The sequence below is a fragment of the Kerstersia sp. genome (assembly GCF_052103615.1).
Classification (GTDB): Bacteria; Pseudomonadota; Gammaproteobacteria; order Burkholderiales; family Burkholderiaceae_B; genus Kerstersia.
In genome coordinates this window covers 1-15408 of sequence record NZ_JBQEKA010000076.1, presented here as the reverse complement: position 1 = coordinate 15408, position 15408 = coordinate 1, and the positions used below count along the sequence as shown (strand labels likewise).

Genomic DNA, 15408 nt, shown 5'->3' with positions numbered 1-15408 from the left:
GGCGCAAGCGGCCCCGGAACGTATTGTGTCGCTAGGCGGCACGGTGACCGAGATCATCTATGACCTGGGCCATGGCGACAGTGTCGTGGCCAGCGATATTTCCAGCATTTATCCTGCTGCTGTGCAGGATTTGCCGCGGGTAGGCTATTACCGCACCGCGCCGGTAGAAGGGATAGCCGCCATGCAGCCGGATCTGATCCTGGCTTCCGATCAGGCGGGCCCGCAACAGACCTTCAAACGTCTGGGCGACCTCGGCATCAAGGTGGTGCAGGTGCCCGACGGGCATTCGGTGGAATCGCTGTTCGAGCGTATCGACGGTGTGGCCGCGGCGCTGGAAGACCCGGCAGCCGGCAAGGCGCTGGCCGAAAAAGTGCGGACAGAGCTGGCTGCCAGCCAGGCGCTGCCGGAAACACCCTTGTCCACCCTGTTCATCATGGTGCGCACCAGCAAGCCGTCGGGGGCGGGTGACGGCACGGCTGTCAATGAAGTCCTGAAGCTGGCGGGCCTGACCAACGCGCTGGCCAGCCAGCAAGGTTACAAAACCTTGTCGGCCGAAGGCGTGATTCAGCTGGCGCCCGAGATGATCGTGACGACCACGATGTCTCTGGAGGCCGTTGGCGGCATGGAAAAATTCCTGCAGTTGCCCGGCGTATCCGCGACTCCGGCCGCCCAGGCTGGCCGTGTGCTGGCGCTGGATGACCTGCTGATTATGGGGATGGGGCCGCGCTTGCCCGAAGCCCTGCGCAGCCTGAAGGAAGCTGCAGCCCGGCCCGCAGCCGGCAGCGCCAGCGGTTCCTGACGTGGCGCTTAGTACAAGCCGTTCCCAGCGTGTTGGGCTGCTGGGACTGACGGCGTTTACCTTGTTGATTGCCCTGTTGGCTGCGGTTTCCGGGGCAGTGGAAATTCCCCTGGCGCGTATTCCGGCCTTGCTGGCTGGCACGCAGGCGCCGAATGAAACTCTATGGCGCAATGTGCTGCTCGATATCCGCTTGCCGCGGGTATTGTTCGCCTTGCTGGCCGGCGCGGCGCTAGCGGTGTCCGGCGCCGTGATGCAGGCCTTGTTCCGCAATCCGCTGGCTGAACCCGGCCTGGTCGGGATTTCCGCCGGGGGTTCGCTGGGGGCGGTCGGGGCCATTGTGCTGACGAACGGCGGCTTCTGGGTGCTGGCGCCTGCGGCTTTTGTCGGCAGTCTGCTGGCGACGATGCTGGCCTATATGTTGGGGCGGCGCTTTCCTGGCGTGGCTGGCCTGCTGCTGGCCGGGATTGCCATCAATGCGGTGGCGGGCAGCATTATCGGTATTTTCACCTTCATCGCGACAGATACCCAGCTGCGTGACCTGACGTTCTGGAGCATGGGCAGCCTGGCTGCCGCAGACTGGAAGCTGCTGGGCTATCTGGCCCCCTGGCTGCTGATCGTGGGCGCCTGGATGTTGTTTCAGTGGCGGGCGCTCAATGCCTTGCTGCTGGGTGAGCGTGAAGCCCAGCATTTGGGCTATGCGCTGAAATCCATACGCCGCCGCCTGGTGGTGGGGACGGCATTGATTGTCGGCCCGCTGGTTGCTGTGACGGGGGGAATCGCCTTTGTCGGTCTGGTGGTGCCGCACCTGATCAGGCTGACGTTCGGCGCTGATCACCGCTGGCTGTTGCCGGGGTCCGTCGTTGCTGGCGGGCTGGGGCTGACGCTGGCCGATTGGGTGTCGCGCATTGCCGTCATTCCGGCTGAGCTGCCCATCGGGCTGGTGACCAGCCTGATCGGCGGTCCGTTCTTCCTGTGGCTGCTGGCCCGTCGCAAGGGGCTGACATGAGCCTGAGTGCCAATAAGATTGCTGTCGCCCGGCGGCAGCGTGAAATCCTGTCTGACGTTTCCCTGGATCTGTTATCCGGCAGTGTTGTTGCCCTGCTGGGCGCCAATGGCGCGGGCAAATCCACTTTGCTTGGCGCGCTGGCCAATGAGCTTTCGTACCAGCAGGGGCAGGTGACTTTGGATGGCACGGAACTGGCCGCTGTCGGGCATCATGGCCTGGCGCGCCGCCGAGCCGTCTTGCCGCAGCATTCCTCGCTGTCGTTTGATATGCCAGTGGATCAGGTTGTGGCCATGGGGGCTTATCCTTTCCCCGAGGTTGAACCGGCAGTGGTGGAGGCAGAAATCCATCGCGCCCTGGCTTGTGTCGAATGCGAAGCCTTTTTAGGGCGGCGTTATGGCGAATTGTCCGGCGGCGAACAGCAGCGTGTGCAAAGCGCTCGCGTGCTGCTGCAATGTCTGGTAGGCCGTACCGCAGGAGATGCGCGCTATCTGATGCTCGATGAGCCGACCGCCAGTCTGGATCCGCGCCATCAGCAGGGTTTGCTGCGTGCGGTAACGAAATTGGCGGCCACCGAACGGCTGGGGGTGCTTGCCATCCTGCATGACGTCAATCTGGCGGCGCGCTGGTGCGACCGGATTGCCTTGCTGGCGCAAGGACGGCTGATCGCCTGCGGCGCGCCGACAGCGGTCTTGACCGAAGCGAATCTGGCGGAAGTCTATGACATGCCGGTCCGTGTGTTGCCTCACCCCCTGGCACCGGAACGGCCGCTGGTCTGTTTCGACCTGGATTGACGCCGCAAGGCCCTGCTGGAAAATGGGCGGTAAAGACAGGGGCGGCAAACCCAAAGGCGGCAAACCCTAGGACTGAAAACGGAAAAACGGGCCGGAACGGCCCGTTTCTTTTTTGCCGGGTTGCTGGGGAATGGTTATAGCCCCAGTGTTTCCCACATGGCATCGACGCGTTTTTGCACCTCTGCATCCATGGTGATGGGGCGGCCCCACTCACGGCTGGTCTCGCCTGGCCACTTGTTGGTGGCATCAAACCCCATCTTGCCGCCCAGGCCGGAAACGGGCGAGGCAAAGTCCAGATAGTCGATGGGGGTGTTTTCGACTGGCACGGCATCCCGCACCGGGTCCATCCGCGTCGTCATGGCCCAGACCACTTCCTTCCAGTCCCGGATGTTGATGTCTTCATCCACAACGATGATGAATTTCGTGTACATGAATTGACGCAGGATGCTCCAGATGCCGAACATGACGCGTTTGGCGTGGCCGGCGTACTGTTTGCGGATGGAGACGATGGCCAGCCGGTAGCTGCAGCCTTCGGGCGGTAGATAGAAATCGGTGATTTCCGGCAACTGGCGCCGCAATAGCGGCACGAATACTTCGTTGAGCGCGACGCCGAGCACAGCGGGTTCATCTGGCGGTTTGCCCGTGTAAGTCGTGTGGTAGATCGGGTCGCGGCGCATGGTGATGCGATCTACCGTAAAGACCGGGAACCAGTCTTGCTCGTTGTAGTAGCCAGTGTGGTCGCCGTAGGGGCCTTCCAGCGCCATCTCATAGCCGCTGTCCGGCGGGGGCGGGGCGCCGTCGGGAACCTGGGGGGCAATGGCGCGCGGGTCGCTGCTGGGCAGGAGATGGCCTTCCAGAATGATTTCGGCGCGTGCCGGTACCGACAGCTTGCTGCCCAGCGCCGACGCCACCTCGGTGCGGCCGCCGCGCAGCAGGCCGGCAAACTGGTATTCCGACAGGCTGTCGGGGACTGGCGTGACAGCGCCCAGAATGGTCGCGGGGTCGGCGCCCAGCGCGACCGCGACCGGGAAGGGCTGGCCGGGATTGGCCAGCTGGTGATCGCGGAAGTCCAGCGCGCCGCCACGGTGCGATAGCCAGCGCATGATGAGCTTGTTGTGCCCCAGCAGTTGTTGCCGGTAAATGCCCAGGTTCTGGCGTTTGGCGCGTGGCCCCTGGGTGATGACCAGGCCCCAGGTCAGCAGCGGCGCGGCGTCGCCAGGCCAGCAATGCTGCAATGGCAGATTGTTCAAATCCACATCATTGCCTTCCAGCACGATTTCCTGGCAGGCCGGGCTGCGCACATTGCTGGGGCGCATATCCCAGAGCGCGGCCTTGAGCATGCCGACCTTGGCAAAGGTGTCGCGCAGGTCTCGCGGCGGTTCGGGTTCGCGCAGCGAAGCCAGCAATTCCCCGGTTTCACGCAGGGCCGAGACGTCTTCGGCGCCCATGCCCCAGGCGACCCGTTGCGGCGTGCCGAACAGATTGGCCAGCACCGGCATGGATGCCCGGGCGCCATTGTGCAGCGCATTTTCGAATAACAGCGCGGGCCCGCCCTGGCGCAGCACGCGGTCGCCGATTTCGGTCATTTCCAGGTGGGTGGATACCGGCGCGTTGACACGCCGCAGCGCATCGCGCTGTTCAAGCTGGGCAATGAAATCCCTGAGGTCGCGATACTTCAAGATGACTCCTGACGAAACGAAGCCGATTGTAAAAAACGTTTCCTGCCGCCCCCCTTTGCCCTTGCGGACGGGGAGGCCGGGTGAAAGAGGTTAACATCCGGGCTTGATTTTTATGTTATTGATGGAGTTTAACCATGTCCGCAGATCCTGAATCCGGGAGCTGGCGGCGGTATGCGAAGAGCGCGTACGGTTCACTGGGGGCGTTGACCCGCGTCGGCACCCGCTATCTGGGGCTAGGCGTCTTGGTCGCCGGCCTATTGACTGCCTTGTTGCCTGATGTGCGCCAGCAAATGGTGCGGATCCAGCAGGCGGTGCTGGCGGAAATTTATCCGCTGGAATCCGAAGCTTTTGCAAATGCTTCGGTGCAGACCTCGGGCCAGAATGTGCCCAGCGCGGGTAATACGCAAGGTCTGGCATCTTTGAACCACGTTTCCTTGCCTTTGGAAATCATGCGCGAGCTGGGCGTCAGTGTTGGACAGGTGGACGCCTTGCGCAGTTATATCGCCCGTAAATACCGCGTTGCTTATGATGCAACGGGGGGAGTGGTGGCCACCAGTTTCCGTGTCGCCCATGAAAAAGAACTGGACCCTTTGTTGCTGCTGGCAGTGATTGCCATCGAATCGCGCTACAACCCCTTGGCGGAAAGCTCGGTGGGCGCTCAGGGCCTGATGCAGGTGATGACGCGCGTGCACCGTGACAAGCTGGATCCCTTCGGCGGGCCGTCGCAAGCCTTGAATCCCGTGGTGAATATCAATGTCGGCAGCACGATTCTGTCGGACTGTATTCGCAGGCGGGGTTCGGTGCAGGGGGGGCTGGCCTGTTATGTCGGAGCTACCGGGCCGTCGGACGGCGGCTATGGCGCGCGCGTACTGGCGGAGCGCCGCCGGCTAGCGCTGGCGGCAGGCATACCGCTAGTGCGCTAAGCCTGGGGCGGCTTGAGCGCCCCGGCATTTAGCGTCCCAGCATCTTGCCCATGCGGGCCACGGCTTCTTCCAGTTTTTCGGTTGCCGTCGCGTAGGAAAAACGCATGCTTTGGGCGCCATGCGTCGGGCCGAAGTCGTGCCCAGGCACGGCGGCAATCCCTGCTTCATCCAGCAGGCGCAGCGAGAAGGCCTGGCTGTCGCTGGAATGGGCGCTGATATCCGCATAAATATAGAACGCCCCGTCGGGGCGGGCATGCACCTGCAAGCCCAGCTGTTCAAAGGCTGGCAGCAGGAAGTCGCGCCGCGCCTGGAAGATTTGCCGGCGCTGCTCATAAATGGCCAGCGAGGCCGGATCGAAGCAGGCCAGCGCGGCGTATTGCGATAGCGCTGGCGGGCAGATCATCAGATTGGACGCCAGTTTTTCCACAACTGCCACCAGCGGCTGCGGCACGATCATCCAGCCCAGGCGCCAGCCGGTCATGTGGAAGTACTTGGAGAAACTGTTCAGGATGATCAGGTCATCATCCAGCGCCAGGGCTGAACGCGGCGCTTGCTCATAGGACAGGCCCAGATAAATTTCATCGACGATGGACAGGCCGCCGCGCGCGCGTACCGCTTGCAGCAGGTCTGCCATGGCCGCATAGGGCACGGAAGTCCCCGTGGGATTGCTGGGCGAAGCGACCAGAATGCCCCGGGTCTGTTCGCGCCAGTGAGCTGTCACGCTGGCAGCCGACAATTGGTAGTTCTCTGTGGCCTGGCAGGGGATCTGGCGCGCCACGCCGCCAGCGCAACTGATGAAGTTCCGGTTGGCGGGGTAGCTGGGGTCAGGCAGCAGGATTTCGTCGCCCGGGTTGATGAGGGTCAGCGCGGCGAGTAGCAGGGCGCCGGAGGCGCCTTGCGTCACGATGACGCGCGACGGATCCACCGGCGCGCCCATGTGCTCTCCGTAGTAGCGCGCAATGGCCTCGCGCAGCGCGGGGATGCCTACCGTGGGGGTATAGCCGCTCAGTCCATCGCGGGCGGCGCGCGCCAGGGCGTCCAGCACGGGCTCCGGGGCGGTGAAGTCGGGTTCGCCTATGCCCAGGCTGATGATATCCGCCCCGGCAGCCTGGCGCGCCAGCGCCTGTTTGAAAATTTCCATGGCTTGAAAAGGCTGGATGTCCAATGTGCGCAGCGAGGGGGAAGGAGAGGGCATGTGCGTCCTGAGCAGAGTGTCGGACCGGGCAGGGAAAGGTGCCGGGTCACGGGCGAATTGTAGTCAGCCATGGCAGCTCAGGCCAGCTCGGACGCGCCGGGGCTGAGGGGGGGAAGTGGCGCGATGCGGCGTTTTCCGCGTTAAGGGGCTAGAATGGCCTCCCGTATATCCCTATCATCAACACGGTTTTCGGATTCGCCATGGTTAACGATACTCTGCGCCAGACTGCCCTCGACTATCACGAGCAAGGCCGTCCTGGCAAACTGTCGGTTGTGCCGACCAAGCAATTGAGCAATCAGCGCGATATGGCGCTGGCCTATTCGCCTGGCGTGGCTGTGCCTTGCGAGGAAATCGTGGCGGATCCTGCCAATGCTTTCCGCTACACCGGCAAAGGCAATCTGGTTGGCGTGATTACCAATGGTTCCGCCGTGCTGGGGCTGGGCAATATCGGCGCCCTGGCGTCCAAACCGGTCATGGAAGGCAAGGCCGTGCTGTTCAAGAAGTTTGCCGGCATTGATGTGTTCGATATCGAGATCAATGAGTCCGATCCGCAGAAGCTGATCGACATCATCGCCAGCCTGGAGCCGACCTTCGGCGGGATCAATCTGGAAGATATCAAGGCGCCGGAATGTTTTACGGTCGAGCGGACCTTGCGCGAGCGCATGAATATTCCGGTGTTCCATGATGATCAGCATGGCACGGCCATCTGTGTGGCAGCAGCGATCATCAACGGCCTGCGGGTGGTGGAAAAGGACATCAAGGATATCAAGTTGGTCACATCCGGCGCCGGCGCAGCGGCCCTGGCTTGCCTGGATCTGCTGGTCGAGCTGGGCCTGCCGCGCGAGCATATCTGGGTGACGGATATCGCCGGCGTGGTGTATGACGGCCGCACCGAACTGATGGATGACAACAAGGCGCGCTATGCCCAGGCAACCGATGCGCGGACGCTGGCCGAGGTGATTGGCGGTGCGGACGTGTTCCTGGGAGCATCGGCAGGCGGTGTGTTGAAGCAGGAGATGGTCAAGACCATGGCGGCCCGCCCGCTGATTCTGGCGCTGGCCAACCCGCGGCCGGAAATCCTGCCCGAGGAAGCGCATGCGGCGCGTGATGATGTCGTGATCGCGACGGGACGTTCGGATTATCCCAACCAGGTCAACAACGTGCTGTGCTTCCCGTACATCTTCCGCGGCGCGCTGGATGTGGGCGCGACCACGATCACGCTGGATATGGAGAAGGCGGCGGTGTACGCCATCGCCGATCTGGCCAAGGAAGAACAGGACGAGACCGTCGCGGCGGCCTATGGCTCTTACGGCACCTCCTTCGGGCCTGAGTATTTCATTCCCAAGCCTTTCGATCCGCGCCTGCTCGTGCGCATTGCGCCAGCGGTGGCGCGCGCCGCCATGGAAGGCGGTGTGGCCCAGCGCCCGATTGCGGATATGGACAGCTATGTGGCGCAGCTGCAGCAGTTCGTCTATCACTCCGGCGCCTTTATGCGTCCGGCCTTCGCGGAAGCCAAGCGCCTGGTGACAGAAGGGGGCAAGGCGCGCATCGTGTTCGCGGAAGGCGAAGATGAGCGCGTGCTGCGTGCGGTGCAAGTGGTGGTGGATGAAAAGCTGGCCAAGCCCATTCTGATCGGCCGCCCCAATGTGCTGGCCAGCCGCATCGAAAAATTCGGTCTGCGCCTGCGCCTGGGCGTGGATGTGGATGTCACCAATCCCGAGTTCGACGAGCGCTTCAACCGCTACTGGAGCACTTACTGGGATCTCATGAGCCGACGCGGCATTTCCAAGGAAATGGCACGGGTGGAAATGCGCCGGCGCTTGACGCTGATCGGCGCCATGATGGTGCGCCTGGGCGACGCCGATGGCATGGTGTGCGGCACGGTGGGCTCCTATGGCAATCACCTGCAGCTGATCGACGAAGTGATCGGCAAGCGCCCTGGCGTCAATACCTACGCCGCCATGAATATTCTGCTGCTCGAATCGCGCGCATTGGCGCTGGTCGATACGCACGTCAATGATGACCCGACCGCCGAGCAGATTGCCGAGTTCACCATGGCAGCGGCTGAAGAAATGCGCCGTTTGAAACTGGTGCCCAAGGTCGCCTTGCTGTCGCGCTCCAACTTTGGCGGCGGCGGCGCCCGTTCGGGCGAAAAAATGCGGGCGGCGCTGGCGCTGCTGCGCGAACGCGCCCCGGATCTGGAAGTCGATGGTGAAATGCATGGCGACTGCGCGCTGGATGAAAGCCTGCGCATGCGTATCCTGCCGTCATCGACCTTGTCGGGCGAGGCCAATCTGCTGGTCTGCCCCAACGTCGATGCCGGCAATATCGCCTACAACCTGTTGAAAACGGCGGCGGGCGGCAATATCGCCATTGGCCCCTTCCTGCTGGGCGCGAATGCGCCGGTCAATGTGCTGACCTCCAGCGCGACGGTGCGCCGCATCGTCAACATGACCGCATTGACGGTCGTGGATGCAAATAGCGGACGCTGATTGCCCGCTGTTTTGTGGCGGTGCTGATGACGGCGCCATTTCCCTGCACGGAAGTGGCGCCGTTTTTGCGTCCGGAAAGAGGCAGATCGCGGGAACCAAGGCTGCCCGGAAAGGTCTGGATATGCAATGATGCGGAGATCGTGGCATCGAAATGCGCACGAAATGAAACGGCGGGAAAAAAATCCGGTATTCTTCGCCCGCGCGGTCTGGCGCAGCCATACCGGCCTGCCGTTTCCGGCGCTTCGCTGGCCCCGCCCTTTGCGGCGGAGAATCATCGAAGCAAACCGGGGCAGCCGTGTCTCCAGGTGAGGCAGGCAGGCGGCTCGTCCCCCGCGTATTGCCGGGAAAACCCGGGAATTGATTGGATTACGCTATGCCGATACGATGCGGCCTAGCGAGACTGTTACTGCGTTGTTCAGGGAGACGCAAACATGAGTTCGACCCCTTCAAACGGTCTGGCGCAGGCGCTTCAGCGCGGGGGTGCCATTGATCTCGGCCAGGCGGATGCCGCTGGCCTGGAGGCCGCCGCGTCCGCACAGGGCCTGGGTTTCTTTATTGCCGATTGCGACCGGGCGCGCAGCCGCTCGGCCGTGCTGCGCGCCATTGCCAAAGCCGTGGATTTTCCCGTGTTCTTTGGCAACGATATGGACAGTCTTTACGATTGTCTGACAGACACGGTTCAGGAGCAGCGCCAGGGCGTGCTGTTGTATTTGCGCCGCCTGCATTCCGGGGATCCCGCGCTGGAGGGCGATGCCCGGGAAATCCAGACGGTCTGCGAAAATGTGGCCGAAGCGGTGGCGGATACCGGCAAGGTGTTTGCCTTTGTCATTGAGCATGCGGGCCGTCACCCCGACCCGGAGCCCGGGCTTGCGCAATCCTGGAGCGCGCAGGCAAGCGGCGACGAAGAATAAATCGCCGGATTGGCGGTATGGCGCAGAAATGGGCCGGCCCGCACGGTTTTTTCGTTTTCAACAAATGTCAGTGTGCTGTCCCTGGCGCGCCGCCAGCGTTACAATAGCGTGAAAGGCACTGTCTGATGACAGTGCCATGTCGGGTTCATTTTTCTCGTGACCGTATCATGCTCCGTCAACGCACCATCAAAAATGTCGTACGTACCGCTGGCGTTGGCCTGCATTCAGGCCTGCGGGTAGAACTCGTCATGCGTCCGGCGGCACCTGATACCGGTATCGTCTTCCATCGTGTGGATTTGCCGGAAGTCGTCGATCTGCCCGCGCTGGCGGACCAGGTGGGCGATACCCGTCTGGCCTCAGTGTTGCAGCAAGGCAACGTGCGTGTTTCCACGGTGGAGCACATCATGTCCGCGCTGGCCGGGCTGGGTATCGACAACATTCACATCGACCTGACTGCTGAAGAAGTGCCCATCATGGATGGCAGCGCCGGGACCTTTGTGTACCTGCTGCGTTCGGCAGGCATTGAAGAACAGAAAGCGCCCAAGAAATTCCTGCGCGTGCTCAAAACCGTTGAAGTCCGCGAAGGCGAAGGCCGCAATGAAAAATGGGCGCGCCTGGAACCGTATAACGGTTTCTCCATGGCGTTTTCTATCGACTTTCATCATCCGGCCATCGACGCGACGGCAGGGTTTGCTGAAATCGACTTCGCCACCCATTCCTATACGCGTGAAATCGCTCGCGCCCGCACTTTCGGCTTCGTCAATGAAGTCGAGGCCCTGCGCGCCGTCGGTCTGGCGCGTGGCGGCAGCCTGGATAACGCCATCGTGATGGATGAGTACCGCGTGCTCAACAATGATGGCCTGCGTTATGACGATGAATTCGTCAAACACAAGATCCTGGATGCGATTGGGGATCTCTATCTGATTGGCAAGCCGCTGATGGCGCGCTATGTCGCCTGCAAGTCGGGCCACGCGCTGAACAATCGTATTTCCCGTGCCTTGCTGGAGCAGCAGGATGCCTGGGAAATCGTGACATTCGAAGAAGAGCAGGCCGAAGCGGCGCCAGTCTTCCAGCGCGCCTGGAAGCTGGCCTGACTGCCAGTGTCCGTATGGCAGGCAGGCCGGGGCTTGAATCCCCGGGGCTTGCCGGAAAATCAAACACCCCTTGTCACTGCGAAATCCGCAGATGACAAGGGGTGTTTTGTTAACCAGGCAGCGCCTTGGCCGCCGTCAAGGCAGGGGCTGAGGCTGGCCTGATGGCGCGGCGCTTGCCGCGCGGCAAAATCTGCCGGGGCCGGCAGCCAGGGCGGAGCGCTTCAGGAATTGTCTGAATTGTCCGGGGTGTGGTGGCGCAGCAGACGGGCCACTGCGTCAGCCAGCGGACCGGGTTGCAGATCCTGATGCAGGGCGGAAAACGCCTGCAGCGCGCTTGCATCCAGAGGGCGGGCTGTTGGCTTGGGACGCTGCCATTGAGACTTCAATTGTCGCAAATCTGCTTGAATCCTGATGCTAATTTCGGTAAGGTTCCAGCCTTGAGCGCAGAGCGCCCTGCTGATCGAGGGTGCCAGTTGCCGCAGTTTTGCCGCATGAGCGGCGCTGGGAACGGCCAGTAGCAGCCGGTTCTGTTCGGCACGCGCAACCTCGCAGACCGCCCCGAGAGCGGTCGGCAGTATCTTTTGCAGCGCCTCCTGTATCTGAAGATGATGCTTGGCAATCGCCATGATGCCGGAGCCTCCGGCGCTGGCATCCAGCCAGTGTTGGATCCGGCTGTCAGTCGTACGGGAACGCATGGTCTTGGCGGTGGTCATACCGTGGCTGCAAGGTTCAAGGGAAGTCTGTAATGAAGATTATGATAGTTCACCGCAGCGGCGGTGAGATAACGCGGCGGGTGCTGGCGGGTTTGCCCGTCACCCTGCTGCTCGCGGCCGGCCTGGTCGCAGCGGCGGCGCTGGGCGCGTTGGGCATGCGTTATTGGGATGTGCGTGGCGGCGTGCCGCGTGAACGTATTATGCCGCCTGAGCAGGTTTTGCGCGATTCCGCCTTTTTGCGTGACAACGTGGGCATGCTGGCAGGCAAGGTCGGTGACCTGCAAGCCCGCCTGGCCACCCTGGACGGCCTGGGCCGCCGCCTGGCTAACCGCGCGGGCATGCGTGTGCCGGAGGGCGAGTTTCATTCCGGTGCGGCGGGCGGCGCCTTGAGCCCGGTGGACGGGGTGATGGATGATACCGATGGCGCAACGCCGGCTCCCCGTTACAGCGCCGAAGATATCGGCCGTTTGCTGGATGAATTGCAACGCAAGCTCGAAGCGCAGTCAGGGATGTATACCGTGCTGGATGCGGCGTTGACACGCCAGGGGGCGGATCGGGCGCGCATACCTACGTTGCAGCCGCTGGCAGAAAAGTTTCCGTATTTGTCATCCTCCTACGGTTGGCGCCGCAATCCGGTGACTGGGCGCATGTCCATGCATGAGGGCCTGGACTTCGCTGCGCCGTCGGGCACGCCGATTGTGGCGGCTTCCGGCGGCGTGGTGGTGGAGTCCGGCTATCACAACGCCTATGGCAATATGGTAGAGATCGACCATGGTGATGGCTTGATTACCCGTTATGCGCATGCGCGCAAGCTGCTGGTGAAAAATGGGGATCTGGTTGCGCCGGGGCAGAAAATTGCCGAAGTCGGTTCGACCGGGCGCTCCACCGGGCCGCATTTGCATTTTGAAGTCCGTATGGCGGGCCAGGCGCTGGACCCCAAACTGTTCCTGGCTGCGAATGCCTCTCAAAGCACTTTGGCGGGTATTTTGGATGAAGCAGGGAATAAGTCGTCCCGACTGCGTTAAACTGGGCTGTTTCCTTGTGCGGCGAGTCCGCTAACTGTGACCCCACTCGCATGCTTTCTCTGCTGAAAAAAATCGTTGGCAGCCGTAATGATCGGTTGCTCAAGCAGTACCGGCGCCAGGTAGTGCAAATCAATGCGCTGGAAGATTCCATCAAGGCGTTGTCCGATGAAGCGCTGGCGGCCAAAACCCCAGAGTTCAAACAACGCCTGGCCGATGGCGCCAAGCTGGATGCCCTGTTGCCCGAGGCTTTTGCCGTCGTGCGGGAGGTCGGCCGCCGTGTATTCGGCATGCGCCACTTCGACGTCCAGCTGATGGGCGGCATGGCGCTGCATGATGGCAAGATTGCCGAAATGCGCACCGGTGAAGGCAAGACGCTGATGGCGACCTTGCCGGTATATCTGAATGCGCTGGCCGGTCAAGGCGTGCATGTGGTGACGGTCAACGATTACCTGGCGCGGCGCGATGCTGCCCAGATGGCGCGTCTTTATAATTTCCTCGGCCTGACGGTGGGTGTGGTTGTTCCCCAGCAGGATAACGAAGAGAAGCGTGCCGCTTATCGTGCAGATATCACTTACGGCACGAACAACGAATTCGGTTTCGACTACCTGCGCGACAACATGGAATATCGCGCCGACGACAAGCGTCAGCGCGAGCTGTTCTTTGCGATCGTCGATGAGGTCGATTCCATCCTGATTGACGAAGCGCGCACCCCGCTGATCATTTCCGGCCCGGCTGAAGACCATACCCAGATGTATGTGAGCATGAATGCCGTGCCGCCGCTGCTCAAGCGCATGGCCTCAGAGCCCAAGGCGCATGAGCCGGAACCCGAAGGCGACTTCTGGGTTGACGAGAAAAGCCATCAGGTTTATCTCTCGGAAAGCGGTCATGAGCATTCCGAGCAGATTCTGGCCCGCCTGGGCCTGCTGCCCGAAGGCGAGTCGCTCTATGACCCGCGCCATATCACGCTGATGCATCACTTGATGGCAGCGTTGCGCGCTCATAATCTGTTCCATCGCGACCAGCATTATGTGGTGCAAGATGGTGAAGTGGTCATTGTTGACGAGTTCACTGGCCGCCTCATGGCGGGCCGGCGCTGGTCCGATGGCCTGCACCAGGCGGTCGAAGCCAAGGAAGGGGTGAAAATCCAGAACGAGAACCAGACGCTGGCCTCGATCACCTTCCAGAATTACTTCCGCATGTACGACAAACTGGGCGGCATGACGGGGACGGCGGATACTGAAGCCTACGAATTCCAGCAGACTTATGGTCTGGAAACGGTCATCATCCCGACCAACCGGCCGATGGTTCGTAAAGACCAGAACGACCAGGTATTCAAGACCAACGAAGAGAAATACAACGCCATTATCGCGGACATCCGCGATTGCCATGAGCGCGGCCAGCCGGTGCTGGTGGGTACCACCAGCATTGAAAATTCCGAGCTGATTTCCGAGCGCCTGCAAGCTGCCGGCTTGCGGCACAATGTGCTGAACGCCAAGCAACACGCCCGTGAAGCAGAGATTGTCGCGGAAGCAGGCAAGCCCGGTCATATCACCCTTGCCACCAACATGGCAGGCCGTGGTACCGATATTGTGCTGGGCGGCAGCATTGAGAAACAGATCGCCGCGATCCAGCAGGATGACAGCCTGACCGAAGCCGTCAAGGCTGAACGCATTGCTGCGGTGCGCGCCGAATGGGAGCCGCTCAACCGCCAGGTGAAGGAGGCGGGTGGCCTGCGTATTATCGGTACCGAGCGGCACGAGTCGCGCCGTATCGACAACCAGTTGCGTGGCCGTGCCGGCCGGCAAGGGGATCCGGGTTCTTCGCGCTTCTACCTGTCGCTGGAAGATCCCTTGATGCGCATCTTCGCCGGTGAGCGGGTGCGCGCCATCATGGAACGCCTGCGTCTGCCGGAAGGCGAGCCTATCGAAGCAGGCATGGTGTCGCGTTCCATCGAAACGGCACAGCGCAAGGTCGAAGCCCGCAACTTCGATATCCGCAAGCAGCTGCTGGAATACGATGACGTTTCCAATGACCAGCGCAAGGTGATTTACGCGCAGCGTAATGAAGTGCTGCGGTCCGAATCGCTGACCGAAATGGTTGATAACCTGCGCGATGCCACCTTCCAGGAGCTCGTCGGCCAGTATGTGCCGCATGGCACGCTGGAAGAGCAATGGGATGTGGCGGGTTTGCAGAATGTGCTGGAAGCCGAGTGGCAACTGTCGTTGCCGCTGGTGGATCAGCTGGAAAAACAATCGGATTACGGCGAGGAAGAAATCCTGGCTGAGGTGCTGGAAGCGGCGCGTTCCGTCTATCACGGCAAGATCGAGCGCGTCGGCGCCGAGAGCTGGGGGCAGTTCGAGCGCTCCATCCTGCTGCAAGCCATGGATTTGCAGTGGCGTGTTCACCTGTCCGCGCTGGATCATCTGCGCCAGGGGATTCACCTGCGCGGCTATGCGCAGAAGAATCCGAAGCAGGAATACAAGCGTGAAGCGTTTGAGCTGTTCTCCGATATGCTGGATCGCGTGCGTAATGAGGTCGTCAAGGTATTGATGACAGTGCGCATCCAGTCGCCGGAGCAGGCCGAACAGGTTGCTCAGACCGAGCCGGATGCCCAGGTGCGCAATGCGCAGTATCAGGCAGGTGGCGAAACCGTTGATGAATCGGTACCCAGTGGCGATACCATGCCGGTGGTCGGGCGTAACGACCCGTGCCCTTGCGGCAGCGGCAAGAAGTACAAGCAATGCCACGGCAAGCTGGTGTAAGGCGCGTATAGCGGCAGT

11 protein-coding genes and 2 pseudogenes are annotated in these 15408 nt (G+C 61.8%); 10 read left to right on the top strand and 3 right to left on the bottom strand.

Going from position 1 to position 15408, the window contains the following annotated elements; genetic code table 11:
• The 3 genes from ACTJGZ_RS13055 to ACTJGZ_RS13045 form a co-directional block, all read left to right on the top strand.
• On the top strand, positions 1-799 hold a 799-nt coding region (locus tag ACTJGZ_RS13055), incomplete at its 5' end, for a heme/hemin ABC transporter substrate-binding protein (RefSeq protein WP_441663346.1).
• A 1-nt stretch (position 800) separates the two neighbouring features.
• Positions 801-1805 (top strand): FecCD family ABC transporter permease, encoded by a 1005-nt coding sequence (locus ACTJGZ_RS13050; protein WP_441663345.1) that lies wholly within the window; start codon positions 801-803, stop codon positions 1803-1805.
• The gene (locus ACTJGZ_RS13045) at positions 1802-2596 is read left to right on the top strand and encodes a heme ABC transporter ATP-binding protein (RefSeq protein ID WP_441663344.1); all 795 of its coding nucleotides are present in this window, start codon (positions 1802-1804) and stop codon (positions 2594-2596) included. Before ACTJGZ_RS13050 ends, ACTJGZ_RS13045 begins: the two co-directional genes overlap by 4 nt.
• A gap of 134 nt (positions 2597-2730) precedes the next feature.
• On the opposite strand, the gene ACTJGZ_RS13040 is transcribed toward ACTJGZ_RS13045, so the two are convergent.
• Positions 2731-4275, bottom strand: coding sequence for a UbiD family decarboxylase (locus ACTJGZ_RS13040; RefSeq protein ID WP_441663343.1), 1545 nt, complete (start codon positions 4273-4275; stop codon positions 2731-2733).
• A gap of 134 nt (positions 4276-4409) precedes the next feature.
• Here ACTJGZ_RS13040 and ACTJGZ_RS13035 point away from each other — a divergent pair, with 134 nt between their 5' ends.
• Complete coding sequence (locus ACTJGZ_RS13035; RefSeq protein ID WP_441663342.1) at positions 4410-5198, top strand: lytic transglycosylase domain-containing protein; 789 nt, start codon at positions 4410-4412, stop codon at positions 5196-5198.
• 28 nt (positions 5199-5226) lie between these two features.
• Here ACTJGZ_RS13035 and ACTJGZ_RS13030 read toward each other — a convergent pair whose 3' ends face one another.
• Positions 5227-6393 carry a pyridoxal phosphate-dependent aminotransferase gene (locus tag ACTJGZ_RS13030; RefSeq protein ID WP_441663341.1) on the bottom strand — a complete coding sequence of 389 codons (1167 nt, stop codon included), beginning with the start codon at positions 6391-6393 and terminating at the stop codon, positions 5227-5229.
• Positions 6394-6593: 200 nt separating this feature from the next.
• On the opposite strand from ACTJGZ_RS13030, the gene ACTJGZ_RS13025 reads away from it, so the two are divergent.
• The 3 genes from ACTJGZ_RS13025 (at position 6594) to lpxC (ending at position 10890) form a co-directional block, all read left to right on the top strand.
• On the top strand, positions 6594-8885 hold the full coding sequence (locus tag ACTJGZ_RS13025) for an NADP-dependent malic enzyme (protein WP_441663340.1): 2292 nt from the start codon (positions 6594-6596) through the stop codon (positions 8883-8885).
• Positions 8886-9316: 431 nt separating this feature from the next.
• Positions 9317-9796: a barstar family protein gene (locus ACTJGZ_RS13020; protein WP_441663339.1), complete on the top strand. Its 480-nt coding sequence runs from the start codon at positions 9317-9319 to the stop codon at positions 9794-9796.
• A gap of 167 nt (positions 9797-9963) precedes the next feature.
• The gene (lpxC, locus tag ACTJGZ_RS13015; protein WP_415834449.1) at positions 9964-10890 is read left to right on the top strand and encodes a UDP-3-O-acyl-N-acetylglucosamine deacetylase; all 927 of its coding nucleotides are present in this window, start codon (positions 9964-9966) and stop codon (positions 10888-10890) included.
• 221 nt (positions 10891-11111) lie between these two features.
• Here lpxC and ACTJGZ_RS13010 read toward each other — a convergent pair whose 3' ends face one another.
• Complete coding sequence (locus ACTJGZ_RS13010) at positions 11112-11585, bottom strand: DciA family protein (RefSeq protein ID WP_441663347.1); 474 nt, start codon at positions 11583-11585, stop codon at positions 11112-11114.
• A gap of 50 nt (positions 11586-11635) precedes the next feature.
• Between ACTJGZ_RS13010 and ACTJGZ_RS13005 the strand changes: the two genes are divergently transcribed.
• The 3 genes and pseudogenes from ACTJGZ_RS13005 to ACTJGZ_RS12995 all read left to right on the top strand — a co-directional run.
• A complete protein-coding gene (locus ACTJGZ_RS13005; RefSeq protein WP_441663338.1) occupies positions 11636-12628 on the top strand; it encodes a M23 family metallopeptidase in 993 nt (330 codons plus the stop codon).
• A 50-nt stretch (positions 12629-12678) separates the two neighbouring features.
• Positions 12679-15217: pseudogene (gene secA, locus ACTJGZ_RS13000) on the top strand (preprotein translocase subunit SecA); the annotation flags it as partial.
• A 95-nt stretch (positions 15218-15312) separates the two neighbouring features.
• Positions 15313-15390: pseudogene (locus ACTJGZ_RS12995) on the top strand (SEC-C metal-binding domain-containing protein); the annotation flags it as partial.
• Between the last annotated feature and the right edge of the window lie 18 nt (positions 15391-15408).